This window comes from Streptomyces sp. NPDC005141 (assembly GCF_053599975.1).
Genome location: NZ_JBSFYW010000006.1, coordinates 99,038 through 114,683 on the forward strand (window position 1 = coordinate 99,038; position 15,646 = coordinate 114,683).

The 15,646-nt window shown below is 71.8% G+C and carries 11 protein-coding genes; 1 reads left to right on the forward strand and 10 read right to left on the reverse strand.

All coding sequences use genetic code 11. From position 1 onward, the window contains the following. Positions 1-211: 211 nt before the first annotated feature. From ACWD68_RS07025 to ACWD68_RS07055, 7 genes are all read right to left on the reverse strand, one after another. The gene (locus ACWD68_RS07025; RefSeq protein WP_451805443.1) at positions 212-415 is read right to left on the reverse strand and encodes a hypothetical protein; all 204 of its coding nucleotides are present in this window, start codon (positions 413-415) and stop codon (positions 212-214) included. After that, positions 412-2,718 carry a xanthine dehydrogenase family protein molybdopterin-binding subunit gene (locus ACWD68_RS07030; protein ID WP_451805444.1) on the reverse strand — a complete coding sequence of 769 codons (2,307 nt, stop codon included), beginning with the start codon at positions 2,716-2,718 and terminating at the stop codon, positions 412-414. The genes ACWD68_RS07025 and ACWD68_RS07030 overlap by 4 nt, the downstream gene beginning before the upstream one ends. Then, positions 2,715-4,157 (reverse strand): 2Fe-2S iron-sulfur cluster-binding protein, encoded by a 1,443-nt coding sequence (locus ACWD68_RS07035; protein ID WP_451805445.1) that lies wholly within the window; start codon positions 4,155-4,157, stop codon positions 2,715-2,717. The genes ACWD68_RS07030 and ACWD68_RS07035 overlap by 4 nt, the downstream gene beginning before the upstream one ends. Further along, positions 4,154-5,047, reverse strand: coding sequence for an FAD binding domain-containing protein (locus tag ACWD68_RS07040; protein ID WP_451805446.1), 894 nt, complete (start codon positions 5,045-5,047; stop codon positions 4,154-4,156). The genes ACWD68_RS07035 and ACWD68_RS07040 overlap by 4 nt, the downstream gene beginning before the upstream one ends. 281 nt (positions 5,048-5,328) lie before the next feature. Beyond that, positions 5,329-6,987 carry a beta-N-acetylhexosaminidase gene (locus ACWD68_RS07045; RefSeq protein ID WP_451805447.1) on the reverse strand — a complete coding sequence of 553 codons (1,659 nt, stop codon included), beginning with the start codon at positions 6,985-6,987 and terminating at the stop codon, positions 5,329-5,331. A gap of 936 nt (positions 6,988-7,923) precedes the next feature. Continuing rightward, positions 7,924-8,220, reverse strand: a complete 297-nt coding sequence (locus tag ACWD68_RS07050; RefSeq protein ID WP_103554931.1) for a DUF3039 domain-containing protein — start codon at positions 8,218-8,220, stop codon at positions 7,924-7,926. A 75-nt stretch (positions 8,221-8,295) separates the two neighbouring features. Then, positions 8,296-8,868, reverse strand: coding sequence for a YqgE/AlgH family protein (locus ACWD68_RS07055; RefSeq protein ID WP_451805448.1), 573 nt, complete (start codon positions 8,866-8,868; stop codon positions 8,296-8,298). Between the two features lie 284 nt (positions 8,869-9,152). Here ACWD68_RS07055 and murA point away from each other — a divergent pair, with 284 nt between their 5' ends. After that, the gene (gene murA, locus ACWD68_RS07060) at positions 9,153-10,493 is read left to right on the forward strand and encodes a UDP-N-acetylglucosamine 1-carboxyvinyltransferase (RefSeq protein ID WP_266759298.1); all 1,341 of its coding nucleotides are present in this window, start codon (positions 9,153-9,155) and stop codon (positions 10,491-10,493) included. A gap of 251 nt (positions 10,494-10,744) precedes the next feature. On the opposite strand, the gene ACWD68_RS07065 is transcribed toward murA, so the two are convergent. The 3 genes from ACWD68_RS07065 to ACWD68_RS07075 form a co-directional block, all read right to left on the reverse strand. Then, a complete protein-coding gene (locus ACWD68_RS07065) occupies positions 10,745-11,026 on the reverse strand; it encodes an HU family DNA-binding protein (protein WP_007382399.1) in 282 nt (93 codons plus the stop codon). 372 nt (positions 11,027-11,398) lie between these two features. Further along, positions 11,399-12,832, reverse strand: a complete 1,434-nt coding sequence (locus tag ACWD68_RS07070; RefSeq protein ID WP_451805449.1) for a malic enzyme-like NAD(P)-binding protein — start codon at positions 12,830-12,832, stop codon at positions 11,399-11,401. 416 nt (positions 12,833-13,248) lie between these two features. Beyond that, positions 13,249-15,639 (reverse strand): HelD family protein, encoded by a 2,391-nt coding sequence (locus ACWD68_RS07075; RefSeq protein ID WP_451805450.1) that lies wholly within the window; start codon positions 15,637-15,639, stop codon positions 13,249-13,251. Positions 15,640-15,646 lie beyond the last annotated feature (7 nt).

Below are 15,646 nucleotides of genomic sequence, written 5' to 3' on the forward strand. Positions count from 1 at the left end.
TCCCACGGCGGTTCCCCATTGAGCCAGAACCATACGCCGCCCCACTGACAACGCCAGAAACACGCGGAAACAGGCCTCCCACGGAACAGCGACGCGCAGGCACGAGGGTGCGCGGCGGACGCGTGCCGGTACGGGGCGCGGAGACGCACGGGTTCGGGCCGGGCGCCGAGCAGGGGCGTGAAGGGGGATTCTCGGCGGAGATGTCCCGGGGTCAGCTGAAGTAGACGCCGCCCACGACGACCACCACGGCCGCCACGACGAAGAGCAGCACCCAGAGCAGCAGCTTCCCCAGGTCGGGTGCGGGTTCGTAGCGCGGCTGTCCGGGATCGTCGCCGCGCACCGCGGGGTGGCCGGCGTTCGACGGGAGTCCGCGGCCTGGCACGGCTTCGCCGGCCGCCGGCTCCCGCGCGGTCACGACGCCGTCACCACCGCCGCCTGCGGGCGGATCGGCAGACGGTTGACCGGACGGCCGGTGGCGGCCCGTACGGCGGACGCGATGGCCGCCGGCGACGTCACGACCGGCACCGCGCTGGCCGCCTTGGCACCGAAGGGGGCCACGACGTCGCGCTCCTCGACGAGCTTGACGATGCGGATGTCGGGCGCGTCCAGGGCCGTCGGGAGGGCGTAGCCCGTGAGGTCGGGGTGACGGACCAGGCCGCGGGCCGTACGGAGGTTCTCGGTCAGCGCGGCGCCGACGCCCTGGGTGACACCCGCCTCGATGCGGGCCGTCAGCTGTGCCGGGTTGAGGATCCGGCCGACGTCCTGGGCGAGCGCGAGCTCCACGACCCGTACCGAGCCCAGTTCGATGTCGACGTCCACCACCGCGCGGATGGCGCAGAAGGCGAGGCCCACGAACGCGTCGCCCTGGCCGGCCTCGTCCAGCGGCTCGGTCGGGTGCGGGCGGCACTGCGCGGTCGCCCACAGTTCCTTGCCGTCCATCGCCTCGGTGACCGTGGTCGACAGCACTCCGTCGTACGACGTGATCTTGCCGTCGGTGATCTGGAGCAGCTCGGTGGACATGCCGAACTTGTGGGCCAGCGGCTGGAGGAGCTGCGTACGGACCATCTTGGCGGCGCGCTCGACCGCTCCGCCGGACACCCAGGTGTGCCGGCCCCGGCAGCTCGGGCCCGCCGGCGGCTGGTCGGTGTCGACGGGAGCCACGTGGACCTCGTCGATGCCGAGCGTCTCCTGGACGATCTGCCGGGCCAGCGTGGTGAAGCCCTGGCCGGTCTCCACCGCCGCGCAGAGCACCGTGGCGACGCCGTCGTGGACCTTCACCGTGGCCGTCGAGACCTCGTCGGCCCCTTCGGAGCCGAGCATGTGCACCATGCCGAGCGCGTAGCCGACACCGCGGCGTACGGCACCGGGTTCGCCCGCGCCCTCGGGGCCGCCGGGCAGCAGCCACTCGTCCTCGGGCGTGTCCTTGGGCAGGGCGGGCAGCGGGAAGTCGCGTACGGCCTGGAGCAGCTCGGCGACCGGTGCCGGGCAGGTCACCGTCTGGCCGGTCGGCAGGACGTCTCCCGTGGCCATCGCGTTGCGCAGGCGCAGTTCCGCGGGGTCGACGCCCAGCTTCTTGGCCAGCTTGTCCATCTGAGCCTCGTAGGCGGCGCAGACCTGGAGGGCGCCCTCGCCCCGCACATGTCCCGAGGGCGGGTTGTTGGTGCGGACGGCCCAGCCCTCGATGAAGGCGTTCGGGACGACGTACGGGCCGCAGGCGAAGGAGACCGCGGCGGCCAGGGACTCGCCGGAGGTGTCGGCGTAGGCGCCGGCGTCGAGCAGGATCTGAGCCTCGACCTTGACGAGCATGCCCTCGGCGTCGGCGTGGTGCCGGTAGCGCAGCAGAGTCGGGTGCCGGTGGGCGTGGCCGAGGAAGGACTCCTCGCGCGTAGCGGTGAGTTTCACCGGGCAGCCGGTGGTCAGGGCGAGCAGGCCGAGCGCGACCTGGAAGCCCTGGTCCTCGCGGTCGGCGGTGGCTCCGGGGACGCCGGTGACGACGACCTTTACGCGCGCGGGTTCCAGGCCGTAGCAGGCGGCGGCGGCGTCGCGGTCGGCGTGCGGGTCGGTGGAGGCGATGTAGAGCTCGACGCCGCCGTCGGGGCGGGGCACGGCGAGTCCGGCCTCGGCCCCGATGGGCGCGGGGTCCTGGCGGCCGATGCGGTACAGACCCTCGACGACGATGTCGCCGACGGCGTCCGGGTCGCCGTGGCGCAGCGGGATGTGGCGGATCAGATTGCCGTCGGGGTGCAGGGGTTCGGCCTCGAAGGCCTGCTCGGGGTCGGTGACCGGTTCGAGCACCTCGTACTCGACGATGACGGCCGCGGCGGCCATCCGCGCGGTGTCCGGGTGGTCGGCGGCGACGGCCGCGATGGGCTCCCCGTGGTGGCGTACGAGGTCGGAGGCGAACACCGGGCGGTCGGCTCTGCCACGGCCGTGCATCGGGGTGCCGGGCACGTCCTCGTGGGTGATGACGGCACGTACGCCGGGCATCTCACGCGCGTGGCTGGTGTCGATGGACACGATGCGGGCGTGCGGGTGGGGCGAGCGGAGCACGGCGGCCCACAGCAGGCCCTCGGCCCACAGGTCGGCGGCGTAGGGGAAGGTGCCCTCCGCCTTGGCGCGGGCCTCGGCCGTGGGCAGCGAGACGCCGAGCCCGTGCGGCAGGGACTCGGTGCCCGTCTCGGGCGCCGCCGGTGTCGCGGTCGCGGCTTGGTTCGTCACGCCTGGCCTCCGTCCTGGCCGTACGGCTGGTCGTGCGATGCCTGGGAGCCGTACGCGGCATTGTCCTCGTACGCGGACGGGTGGACACCGCCCGCGCCGGGGCCCGCCTGGTGCGGGATGCGGGCCTCGTCCGCCTCGGGGGCGGCTTCGGCCGCGGCGGTGGAGTGCGCCTCGCGTTCGGCGACGACCTCGCGCACGGCGTCCAGGACGCCGCGGTAGCCGGAGCAGCGGCACAGGTTGCCGCACAGGGCCTGGCGGGTCTCCAGCTCGGTCGGCGCGGGGTTGCCCTCCAGCAGGTCGTGCAGGGTCATCGCCATACCGGGGACGCAGAAACCGCACTGCACGGCGCCGCACTTGGCCAGCGCGCGCTGGACGTCGGAGGGCTGTCCTTCGGCGGCCAGGCCCTCGACGGTGCGCACCTCGCTGCCGGCGGCGGTGACGCCGGGCACCAGACAGGACGCCACGAGCCGGCCGTCCACCTGGACGTTGCAGGCGCCGCACTCGCCCTGCGAGCAGCCGTCCTTGGCGCCCGCGAGGCCGAGCCGTTCGCGCAGTACGTAGAGCAGCGACTCGCCGATCCAGGCGTCGGTGACCGGCCGGTCGGCGCCGTTGACGCGCAGGACGTAGGAGGCGAGGGGGTGTTCGTTGTGCGGGGCCTGGGCGGGGTGGTCCGCGTCGCGCGTCCCGTCGTCCGTGGCCGCCGACTCGTGCGCCGGATCCGTCCCGGGTGCCTCGTGGGTCCCCGCGGTCACCGGCTCGGGGTCGGCGACGGGCTCAGGGGCCTCGTGGGCGGGCCGCGCGGGCCGCTGGGCGGCCTGTGTGGGCGATTCGGCCTGCGGCTGCCGTACGGGCTCCGCGGGGGCCTCAGTGGCCGCTTCGGGCGCGTCGGCGGTCCACGCCCGGCCGATCTCGCCGGCCCAGGGTGCGGACGCGCCGCCGGGGAGCGTGGCGGGCGGTGTGCCGCCCCACTGCTCGACGAGTGCCGATGTGGTGAACTCGCCCGATTCGTCCGGAAGATCGCCTCCGGCCACCGGGATCGACCACTGGCCGGTCACGTCGTGTCCGGCGGCGTCCCGGGCGACGTCGTTGAACTCCCACTGTCCGGTGGACCCCGGGTGGTACGAGAACCGGTCGTCGCGGCTGTCGGCACCGGGCTGCGCGTTCGGATCCGGCCATGGGGCGGCGCCGCCCTGGGCGGCCCACGTTCCGGTGGCCGCCGGATCCGCCGACTCGGGCGGGGCGGGCGTCACGGCGATCTGCGGGGGCACATAGCCGTGTCCGGGCGCCGCGAGCGGCTCCCGGGCGGCGAGGAGTGCCTCGATGCCCCCTTCGGGGAGTTTGACGAAGGCGGTGGCGCCGTCGTCGTAGTCGCCCTGGGGCAGCGGATCCCAGCGGCCGCCGCTGCGCGGAGCGCTCTCTTCGTGCTGGTCGTCGGTCACGAAAGTGCCCTCCCCAGTGCTCGTCGGGCCAGCGCGGCGACGGTGCGCCGCAGGTGCAGTACGGCGGGCGGAAGCGGTGCCACCGATCCGTCCTCGGCGGGGACGGGGTCGGGGATGCAGGCCGCGGCCACGTACTCCCCGAACGCGGTCAGCGCCTCCGGGACGATCGCGCGGCTGTTGTCCCAGTCGATCAGCTGGGCCACCCACGCCTCGGCGTCCAGGGGCCGCAGCGGCATCGGCGCTATGGCGCCGACGGCGCACCGCACACCGCGCCGGGCCGGGTCGAGGACGACCGCCACGGAGGCGATCGCGCGCCCGGGTCCGGTGCGCCCGGTGGCCTTCAGGAAGACCTGCGGGGCGTGCAGCAGCGGCACCCGCACGTAGCCGATGAGCTCTCCGCCGCGGAGCATGTCCACGCCCGCGAGCAGGTGCGACACCGGGATCTCGCGGCGGGCTCCGCCCGGGCCCGCGATGATCAACGTGGCTTCCAGGGCGGCCAGTACGGGCAGCGCGTCACCCGTGGGCGCGGCCGAGGCGATGTTGCCGCCGAGGGTTCCGGCGTTGCGGATCTGCGGCGGTCCGGCCGCCCGCGCGGCGGCGGCGAGCGCCGGGATGAGTGCGGCGAAGTCGGGGCGGCCCATGCGGGCGTGCGTGAGGCCGGCGCCGAGCAGCGCGTGGCCGTCCTGGTACTGCCAGCCGCGGATCTCGCTGATCCGGCCGAGGCCGACGAGCGCGGCCGGCCTCAGCTGTCCGGAGTTGACCGCGGCCATCAGATCGGTGCCGCCTGCCACCGGAACGGCTGCGGGCATGGCGGACAGTGCCGCCACCGCCTCGTCCAGCGAGACGGGCAGCGTCACGGCCTGCGCCGCCTGCGGTGCGTGCGTGGTCAAACCGGTTGCCCCTTCCCGCTGCCCCACCTGGTCCCACCTGTGCTGCCGTACGGTACGTGCTGACAGGGCGGACGTGGCAACTCTGGCACATCTTCCCCGGCCCCCGACGCGGGGGTCCGCTAGGAGGCATTCGCCCCCCTCACCAGGGAGATGGCCGGTTTTCGCACGGCATCACCGGTGAGCTCGAATTGTCACTCTTCGGTGACCCTTGGGGGCCTTTTTTCCTTGCGGGGCCACGGTGCCAGGGTGCGGGCCCCGGGGCACGCCGGTCGTGAGCCGTCTCACACGTTCGGGGGCGCCCCCTCGATCGGGCGTCCGAGCACGCCGGGTCGCCGCTGCCACGGCCGAGGCCCCTCGGGCGCCCGGTAGGCCACCCCGAGGGCGTCGAGTCGCGCGTAGTGGGCGCTCATCCGCCGCTCGAAACCGGCGAAGTCCCGTTCCGCGGGGGCCGGCAGGCTGCTCCAGGCGACCTCCGCGAGAGCGGCGAGCCGCGGGAACGCCTGGTAGTCCACGCGCGCGTGGTCCTCCATCACCTCGGTCCACACGTTGGCCTGTGTGCCCAGCACGTGCCGCGCCTCCGCCTCGGTGAGCTGCGGCGGAACCGGCTCGAAGCGGTAGACGTCCTCCAGGGTGCGCACGTAGGCGATGGGCACCGGCTCGTCCTCGCCCGCGGCCTGGCGGTAGTCCAAGTACACGTGCTGCTCGGGACACATGACGACGTCGTGGCCCGCGCGCGCGGCCGTGACGCCACCCTGGTAGCCGCGCCACGACGACACCGCGGCGCCCGGCGCGAGACCGCCCTCCAGGATCTCGTCCCAGCCGATCAGCCGACGCCCGCGCTCGGAGAGCCAGTTGTCGAAGTGCCGGATGAACCAGGACTGCAACTCGTCCTCGTCGGCGAGCCCGAGTTCCTTGATGCGCGCCTGCGCGGTGGCGGACCGCTTCCACTGGTCCTTGGCGCACTCGTCGCCGCCGATGTGGAAGAAGCCCGAGAACTCCGGGAAGCGCGCGGGGTCCGCCGGGAACAGGTCGAGGAGTTCCTCGAAGACCCCCTCGTAGAAGCGCAGGGTGTTGTCAGTGGGGGCGAGTACGTTTTTGGAGACGCCCCAGTTGTCCCAGACGGTCAGGGAGGTCGTGTCGATGACATCGGTGTTGCCCAGTTCCGGATACGCGGCGATGGCGGCCTGCGAGTGGCCGGGGATGTCGATTTCGGGGACGACGGCGATATGCCGCTCGGCCGCGTACGCGACGATCTCGCGGATGTCGTCCTGGGAGTAGAAGCCTCCGTGCGGCTTCTCCTCCCACAGCGGTGAGGCCCGGTGGCCGAATTTGGTGCGGGCCCGCCAGGATCCGACCTCCGTCAGCCTCGGGTAGCGCTTGATCTGGACACGCCATCCCTGGTCGTCGGTGAGATGGAAGTGGAAGACGTTGAGTTTGTGCGCGGCCAGCAGGTCGAGGTAGCGCAGGACACCTTCCTTGGGCATGAAGTGCCGGGAGACGTCGAGCATGAGACCGCGCCAGCGGAATCGCGGTGCGTCCTCGATGGCCCGGTGCGCGATTTCGTACGTCGTCCGCGGACGGATCGGGGCGCGGCGAAAGGCGTCGGGGCCGAGCAGTTGACGCAGTGTCTGCGCGCCCCAGAAGACCCCGGCCGGGCCGCCGCCCCGGATCTCGACTCCGCCGTCGCCGACGACGAGCCGGTAGGCCTCCGGTTCCAGCCGGTCGTCGAGGAGCAGCCGTACGCCGCCCGGAGCGTCCTGCGCCCCAGGTCGCAGCGGTAGTCCGAGTGCCCCGCCGAGCGCCGAGCGCAGCCAGCGTTCGGTGGTGTCCGTGCCGGGCGCGGCCCACAGGGTGGTGTCCGCGTCCAGCGCGAACACCCCGCGCACGGCGGCCTCGACGACGAGGGGAGCCGGAATCAGGTCCGTATCCATCAAGTCCATCAGTCCTTCAGTCCTTTACCGCCGCCGGGGCCGGAGACGAGTCGTCGTTGTCTGGGCAAGAAGGGGATCGGCATGTGAATCGCCATCACCGTGGAGGCGGCCGTCGTACCGTCCGGTCGGACTCCTCCGGCTCGCGGAAGAGGAGCGGAAAAGGGGCCGGCGCGGGATTCGTGTGCGGTTCACTCCGTCGATGTGCGCGGCCGCCTCCGGCTTGTCCGGAACGGACTCGGCGAAACCCCGTGGCAGCCGGATCCCGAAGAGAGCGGAGAAGGCCGCGTGCGACCGGATCGGCGTGCCCGGTGTGTTCGGCAGGCGAAGTCCCGCGGGAGGAAGCAAGGAGGAAGAAGAGGGGGATCACCGGGGCCTCGGCGGGCATCGCCCGGGCCATCAGGAACATGATCGGTGGGGCGGTCCGGAATCCGAAGCGGAATCGTCCCACCGCCGCCGCCGGGAGAAACCGGATGGGCGCCGGGACGGCCACCGCAGAGCCCGCCACGAGAAGGCAGTTGAGGAAGTACCGGCCGAATTCCCGCTGCCCGAAGGCGTGCCGGAAGAAATCGGGAGACGGCGAAGGCGGCCGGCACCGAGCTCGGCGGACTCGGTCTTCCCGGCCGCTCCGAAGGAGCCGAGCGCCGTCCGGCAGACGGGTGGCCGCCGTCCGGGCCGCGGGGGATCCGAAGGCGGCGCGCTTCACCGAGCGTCCTCCATCGAGGGCGTGTTGCAGCATGCGCAACGACCATTTCGTGTGACACAACACTCCGAAGGCTATGGAGTGCGCGAACCGCTCACAAGAGGTCTCAACCACTCTTTGCTTGCTCTCCTCCCTGAAGAGAAGGGGAGCAAGCCGGCGTACGACAAAGCCGCGGCGCCCCTCGCCAGGGGCGTCGCGGCCGTGCTCGGTCTATGGGGCGTACTGCGCCGGGAGGAGCTTCGGCGTTACTTCTTGTCGCCGCCCTTGCCCTGGTCGCCACCGGCGCCCATGGACTCGAAGATCTCCTTGCACATGGGGCACACGGGATACTTCTTCGGGTCACGGCCCGGTACCCACACCTTGCCGCACAGCGCCACGACGGGCGTGCCGTCCAGCGCGCTCGCCATGATCTTGTCCTTCTGGACGTAATGGGCGAAGCGCTCGTGGTCCCCGTCGCCGTGCGACACCTGCGGCGTCGGCTCTACGAGGGTCCCCGTCCCCGTGCCTCGCTGGGGCTGGGTCTCAGGCTCAAGAGTGCTCATGGACCCAAGGGTACTGGGGCTCAGGACCATCAGTTGAGGGAAGGGGCGCGTGCCGGTCCGGGGCCGGTGGGACGGTCAGTTCAGGGAGGGGTCGTCGGGGTAGGTCGCCACCATCGCCAGCTCGCTGCGCTGCCGGCGCAGGACCTCGCGCCACAGGCGCTCCGGCGACGGGGAGGAGACATCTCCCGGTTCGGACTCGACGACGTACCAGGCGCCCTCGACCAGTTCGTTCTCCAGCTGGCCCGGGCCCCAGCCCGCGTACCCGGCGAAGATGCGCAGGGAGCCGAGCGCCGCGGCGAGGAGCTCGGGCGGGGCCTCCAGGTCCACCAGACCGATCGCTCCGTGCACCCGCCGCCAGCCGAGTGGCGCGCGCTCACCGGCCGTGCCGCCCGGGATGACCGCCACCCCCAGCGCCGAGTCCAGCGAGACCGGGCCGCCCTGGAAGACGACACCCGGTTCCCCGGCCAGGCCGGCCCAGGCTTCCAGGATGTCCCCGACGCCCACCGGGGTCGGCCGGTTGAGGACGACACCGAGGGAGCCCTCCTCGTCGTGGTCGAGGAGCAGCACCACCGCGCGATCGAAGTTCGGGTCCGCCAGGGCGGGCGTGGCCACGAGCAGCCGCCCTGTGAGCGAGGACACCTCGGTCATGCCAGACATGATCCCGCACATTCCCTTCATGTGGGGACCCAATACGCGTACGGGAGTGAATGCAGCTCAGGGCGCAACGAAGCGTTGCCCGCGCACATCCGGACCGGTGACCCCACGTGCCCGATTCGGAACGGTTCGTGTTGTGGCAAAGCTATGACGCAGCTGAGTCGTCCGTGGGCTTACTGAGGGGGGGTGGGGGGCCATTACCCTTGCTGTTCGGCTCCCGTAGTACGACCGGCCTGCCGACGACCCACACCTGCCCAACTCATCGGAACGCGAGATACATGACCGTCAACGACGATGTCCTGCTTGTCCATGGCGGAACCCCGCTTGAGGGCGAGATCCGTGTCCGCGGTGCGAAGAATCTCGTACCGAAAGCCATGGTCGCCGCCCTGCTGGGCAGCGGGCCGAGCCGGCTGCGCAATGTCCCCGACATCCGCGACGTACGTGTCGTACGCGGGCTGCTGCAGTTGCACGGTGTGACCGTCCGTCCGGGTGAGGAGCCCGGCGAGCTGGTCCTCGATCCTTCCCACGTCGAAAGCGCGAACGTCGCCGACATCGATGCCCATGCGGGCTCGTCGCGCATCCCGATCCTCTTCTGCGGCCCGCTGCTGCACCGGCTGGGCCACGCCTTCATCCCGGGGCTCGGCGGCTGCGACATCGGCGGCCGGCCGATCGACTTCCACTTCGAGGTGCTGCGGCAGTTCGGCGCGAAGATCGAGAAGCGGGAGGACGGCCAGTACCTGGAGGCCCCGCAGCGGCTGCGCGGCACCAAGATCCAGCTGCCGTACCCGTCTGTGGGCGCGACCGAGCAGGTGCTGCTGACCGCGGTGCTCGCGGAGGGTGTCACGGAGCTCTCGAACGCGGCCGTGGAGCCGGAGATCGAGGACCTGATCTGCGTCCTGCAGAAGATGGGTGCCATCATCGCGATGGACACCGACCGGACGATCCGCATCACCGGTGTGGACACGCTCGGCGGCTACACCCACGCGGCCCTCCCGGACCGCCTGGAGGCCGCCTCCTGGGCTTCGGCGGCCCTGGCGACCGAAGGCAACATCTACGTCCGCGGCGCTCAGCAGCGGTCGATGATGACGTTCCTGAACACCTACCGCAAGGTGGGCGGCGCCTTCGAGATCGACGACGAGGGCATCCGCTTCTGGCACCCGGGCGGTCAGCTCAAGTCCATCGCCCTGGAGACGGACGTCCACCCCGGCTTCCAGACGGACTGGCAGCAGCCGCTGGTCGTCGCACTGACGCAGGCCACCGGACTGTCCATCATCCACGAGACGGTGTACGAGTCCCGGCTGGGCTTCACGTCCGCGCTGAACCAGATGGGCGCGCACATCCAGCTCTACCGCGAGTGCCTCGGCGGCTCCAACTGCCGCTTCGGCCAGCGCAACTTCCTGCACTCCGCGGTCGTTTCGGGCCCGACGAAGCTCCAGGGCGCCGACCTGGTCATCCCCGACCTGCGCGGCGGCTTCTCGTACCTCATCGCGGCGCTGGCGGCGCAGGGCACGTCCCGTGTCCACGGCATCGAACTCATCAACCGCGGCTACGAGAACTTCATGGACAAGCTCGTCGAGCTGGGCGCGAAGGTCGAACTGCCGGGCAAGGCCCTCGGCTGACCCCAGCCTCTCGACTCCGCCCCGGCCGGAGACTCTTCCGGCCGGGGGTCCGGGGGTTGTCCCCCGGATGAGCACAGCATGGACAAGCTCGTCGAGCTGGGCGCGAAGGTCGAACTGCCGGGCAAGGCCCTCGGCTAGCCACGCGGCGGACGTACGTACGACGATGGGGCGGCCCCCCTGAAAGGGGCCGCCCCATCGGCGTTGCTGCGCCTCGTACGCGTCCCGCGTCCGCAGGAACGTACCGGCCGGCCTTACTTGCCCTTGGCGGCTTCCTTGAGCTTGCTGCCCGCGGAGACCTTCACGCTGTAGCCGGCCGGGATCTGGATCGGGTCGCCGGTCTGCGGGTTGCGCGCGGTGCGAGCGGCACGGTGGGTGCGCTCGAAGGTCAGGAAGCCGGGGATGGTGACCTTCTCGTCGCCCTTGGCGACGATCTCGCCGACGGTCTCGGCGAAAGCGGCCAGAACGGCGTCGGCGTCCTTGCGGGTCACCTCGGCACGGTCGGCCAGCGCGGCCACCAGCTCACTGCGGTTCATGTCGTTACTCCCGTGTTCTTCTTGCTGTTGAGGCGTGCCACGCGGCGGAGCCGCATATCCGGCACAGTGAAGCCGATGCTGCCAGGGTCCTCGGTCGGCCCGCGGACCCGGGTCCGTGGCCAGACCGTCGCGCCCGAAGACGCATCCTGCCCCCACCTGCGGCGGGAAAGCCAATCCGGCACCCCTGGGAGTCAAACGAACACCCTTGGGGGTCACACGGATAGGCCTGCGAGGCCTGAGCCTGGCCGCCACCCTAGAGGCGGCCACTGGCCCCGCGTTCCGCGACGCGCCGGGTTCCAGGCGGTCGTGGCGCCCGTCACAGGCGTGACGACGACCGTTCTCACGCGGTCGTGCGCCCCGGCTCGACCCGTGCTACACGGTCGCGTTGGCCGCTTCCGTCGCCCCCGCCGCCTTCGCGGCGTCACGCACCGCTCCGGCGACCGCGCCCGCGACCTTGTCGTTGAAGACGCTGGGGATGATGTAGTTCGGGTTGAGCTCGTCCTCGGTCACCACGCTCGCGAGCGCGGTCGCGGCGGCGAGCATCATCTCCGTGTTGACGGTACGCGACTGGGCGTCCAGGAGGCCACGGAAGACGCCGGGGAAGACCAGGACGTTGTTGATCTGGTTGGGGAAGTCGGAGCGGCCGGTGGCCACAACTGCCGCCGTCTGGCGGGCGATTGCCGGGTCGACCTCGGGGTCGGGGTTCGCGAGCGCGAACACGATGGCGTCCTTGGCCATCGCGGCCACGTCGCCGCCGTCGATCACGTTCGGGGCGGAGACGCCGATGAACACGTCGGCCCCGCTCACCGCCTCCTTCAACGTGCCCGTGAGACCTTCGAGGTTGGTGTTGTCGGCGATCCAGCGCAGCGGCGAGTCCGCGGCGGCCTCGACGAGGTCGGCGCGGTCCGCGTGCACCACGCCGTGGATGTCGGCGACGACGGCGTTCTTCACGCCCGCGGCGATGAGCAGCTTGAGGATGGCCGTACCGGCCGCGCCCGCACCGGACATGACGACCCTGATGTCGCCGATCGCCTTGCCCGCGACGCGAAGTGCGTTGGTCAGGGCGGCGAGGACGACGATCGCCGTGCCGTGCTGGTCGTCGTGGAAGACGGGGATGTCGAGGGCCTCGCGCAGCCGGGCCTCGATCTCGAAGCAGCGCGGCGCGGAGATGTCCTCGAGGTTGATGCCCGCGAAGCCGGGGGCGATCGCCTTCACGATCTCGACGATCGCGTCGGTGTCCTGGGTGTCCAGGCACAGCGGCCAGGCGTCGATGCCGGCGAAGCGCTTGAAGAGGGCCGCCTTGCCCTCCATGACGGGCAGCGCGGCCATCGGGCCGATGTTGCCGAGGCCCAGCACGGCGGAGCCGTCCGTCACGACCGCAACGGAATTGCGCTTGATGGTGAGGCGGCGGGCGTCCTCGGGGTTCTCGGCGATCGCCATGCACACCCGGGCCACACCCGGGGTGTAGATCATGGAGAGGTCGTCACGGTTGCGGATCGGGTGCTTGGACTGCATCTCGATCTTGCCGCCGAGGTGCATGAGGAACGTACGGTCGGACACCTTGCCGAGGGTCACGCCCTCGATGTGACGCAGCTGCTCGACGATCTCGTCGGCGTGCGCGGTGGAGGTCGCCGCGATCGTGACGTCGATCCGGAGCTTCTCGTGGCCGGAAGCGGTCACGTCGAGGCCGGTCACCGAGCCTCCGTGGGACTCGACGGCCGTGGTGAGCTGCGAGACCGCGGTTCCGCTCGCGGGCACCTCCAGCCGGACCGTCATCGAGTAGGAGACGCTGGGCGCCGTTGCCATGGCCGACTTCCTCTGCTTTCACCGTGTCACTGCTTTGTGCCGTCCGATCGTCGCACCTACCCCTGAGTACGGGGTAGTCGCCCCTGATTGCGAACGTTTTGTTCACGAGGTGCCCGCGGTTTCGGAAAGCGGATTCCACCATACGAGAAGGGTTCGGGCAACGAAAGAGGCCCACGTCACGGGGTGACGTGGGCCTCTTCAGGTCCTTCGGTGAAGGACGACGTTCAATGACACCGACCCGCCATGCTCGCCTCGCGGCAAGTGGTCGCTCGTAGCGACGAAGGTTGGGCCCGGGGGCTTGGATCGGGCCGGTGCCACGTCAAACGTAACAAACGATCCTCGTAAGGCAATTCCCGTCCCGAGAGTTCTTTTCGGCGGGGCGGGGCGGACGGGGCACGGACGGGGACGGGACCGCGTCAGTCCCGCAGGAGATCGGGGACTCCGTTCGCGTCGGGGTCGTCGCGGTCGCTGGAGACGACGGTGAGCTGCTGCGTGGCCCGGGTCAGGGCGACGTAGAGGACACGCAGCCCCGCGGGCGACTCGTCCGCGATCTCCGCGGGTGAGACGACCACCGTCGCGTCGTACTCCAGTCCCTTGGCCTCCAGGCTTCCGAGGGCCACCACGCGGTCCCCGAGCCCGGCGAGCCAGCGGGCGGCCTCCTCGCGCCGGTTCATGGCGACGACGACCCCCACGGTGCCGTCGACGCGGTCGAGGAGGTGGGCCGCCTCGGCGCGCACGGTCCGGGCGAGGGAGTCCCGCACGACCGCGAACCGGGGTTCGACGCCCGTGGACCGTACGGCGGACGGCGACTGCGAGCCCGGCATGGCGAGGGCGAGGACCTTCGCGGCCAGCTCGGCGATCTCGGCCGGGTTGCGGTAGTTGACGGTGAGGGTGAAGCGGCGCCGGGGCCGGGTGCCGAGAGCCTCGTCACGTGCCTCGGCCGCCTCGTCGGGGTCGGACCAGGAGGACTGGGCCGGGTCGCCCACGACCGTCCAGGTGGCGTGCCGGCCGCGCCGGCCGACCATCCGCCACTGCATGGGCGTGAGGTCCTGCGCCTCGTCGACGATGACGTGCGCGTACTCGGTCCGCTCCTGGGCCAGCCGCTCGGCGCGCTCGCGCTGCGTCTCCTCGCGCACCGGCATGAGCTCCTCGAGCCCCGTGAGCTGGTCCAGCGGGTCCAGATCGCGCCGCTTCCTGGGCCTGGCGGGCGTCCCGACGATCGCCTGGAGCTCGTCGAGCATCGCCACGTCGTGCACGGAGAACCCGTCCCGCTTCAGCGAGCGCGCCACCCGGCGGACCTCGCCGGGGTTGAGGATCCGGCGCGCCCAGCGCCCGAGCCGCCGCTCGTCGGCCATGGCGGTCAGCACCCCGCGCGGGGTCAGCTCCGGCCACCAGGCGTCCAGGAAGGCCAGGAAGCTGTCCTCCAGGGTGACGTCCTCGTCGAACGAGGAGCGCAGCTCGGCGGCCAGCTCCGGGTCGGAGTGCCGGGTCCCGGCGCCCGACTTCGCCCACAGCGCGTCGAGCAGCAGCTTGCGGGCGCGCGGCCGCAGCAGGTTCACCGGCGCGGTCCCGCCGAGCGCGTTGTGCTTGATGCGGTTCAGCTCGGCGGACTCCAGCTCCAGCCGGCGCCCGAAGGCGACCACCCGCAGGCGGGTGGGGGGTCCGGCGGGGGCCGTCTCGGGCTCCCCGAGCGCGAGCTGGCCGGAAGCGCCCCCGGCCGCACCGGCCGGCGCCTCCAGCGCCCCGCGTGCCGCCTTCCGCAGCACCTTCAGCATCCGGTGCGAGCCCTTGGCGCGGGCCACCGCCGGGGAGTCGTACAGCGTGGCGCCCACACCGTCGACGAGCGAGCCGATCGCGCGGATCGCGACCTGGCCCTCCTCGCCGAGCGAGGGCAGCACGCCCTCGGTGTAGGCGACGAGCAGCGGGGTCGGGGAGACGATCAGGATGCCGCCCGCGTACCGGCGGCGGTCCTGGTAGAGGAGGTAGGCGGCCCGGTGCAGCGCCACCGCCGTCTTGCCGGTGCCGGGACCGCCCTCGACATAGGTCACGGACGCGGCGGGTGCGCGGATCACCATGTCCTGCTCGGCCTGGATCGACGCCACGATGTCCCGCATGGTGTGACTGCGGGCCTGCCCCAGCGCGGCCATGAGCGCGCCGTCGCCGATGACGGGGAGCTCGCGGCCGTCGAGGGAGGCCTTCACCTCCGGGCGCATCAGGTCGTCCTCGACGCCGAGGACCCTGCGGCCCTTGGAGCGGATGACCCGACGGCGTACGACCCGGCCGGGGTCGACCGGGGTGGAGCGGTAGAACGGGGCCGCGGCGGGCGCCCGCCAGTCGATGACCAGCGGCGCGTAGTCGGCGTCCAGGACGCCGATACGGCCGATGTGGAGCGTCTCGGCGATGTCGGCCGTGTTGTCCTCGCGGACCGCGCCCTCGGCGGGTTCCACGGCCGTGTAGGCACCGTCGGGGCCCTTCTTGCCGTCCTTCCCTGGGAGCAGGTCGATACGGCCGAAGAGGAAGTCCTCGAACTCGTTGTTCAGACGGTTGAGGTGGATTCCCGCGCGGAACACCTGGGCGTCCCGCTCCGCGAGCGCCCCCGGTGTACCGACGTGACCGCGCTGGGCGGCGTCGTGCATGAGGAACTCGGCCTCATGGATCTTCTCCTCGAGGCGCCGGTACACCCGGTCGAGATGTTCCTGTTCGACGCCGATCTCACTGTCCCGTACGGAGTCATCCTTGACGGAATCGTCCGGTACGGATGAGTGGACCGAGTCGAGCGCGGATTCCTGCTGAGCCTGAGCGGCCACCGGGCCC

Excerpts from the sequence above, each read along its gene's own strand:
- ACWD68_RS07055 (WP_451805448.1), bottom strand. The coding sequence starts at position 8,868 with ATGACCGAGGTGTCCTCGCTCACAGGGCGGCTGCTCGTGGCCACGCCC.
- ACWD68_RS07045 (WP_451805447.1), bottom strand. The coding sequence starts at position 6,987 with ATGGACTTGATGGATACGGACCTGATTCCGGCTCCCCTCGTCGTCGAG.
- ACWD68_RS07065 (WP_007382399.1), bottom strand. The coding sequence starts at position 11,026 with ATGAACCGCAGTGAGCTGGTGGCCGCGCTGGCCGACCGTGCCGAGGTG.
- ACWD68_RS07070 (WP_451805449.1), bottom strand. The coding sequence starts at position 12,832 with ATGGCAACGGCGCCCAGCGTCTCCTACTCGATGACGGTCCGGCTGGAG.
- ACWD68_RS07050 (WP_103554931.1), bottom strand. The coding sequence starts at position 8,220 with ATGAGCACTCTTGAGCCTGAGACCCAGCCCCAGCGAGGCACGGGGACG.
- murA (WP_266759298.1), top strand. The coding sequence starts at position 9,153 with ATGACCGTCAACGACGATGTCCTGCTTGTCCATGGCGGAACCCCGCTT.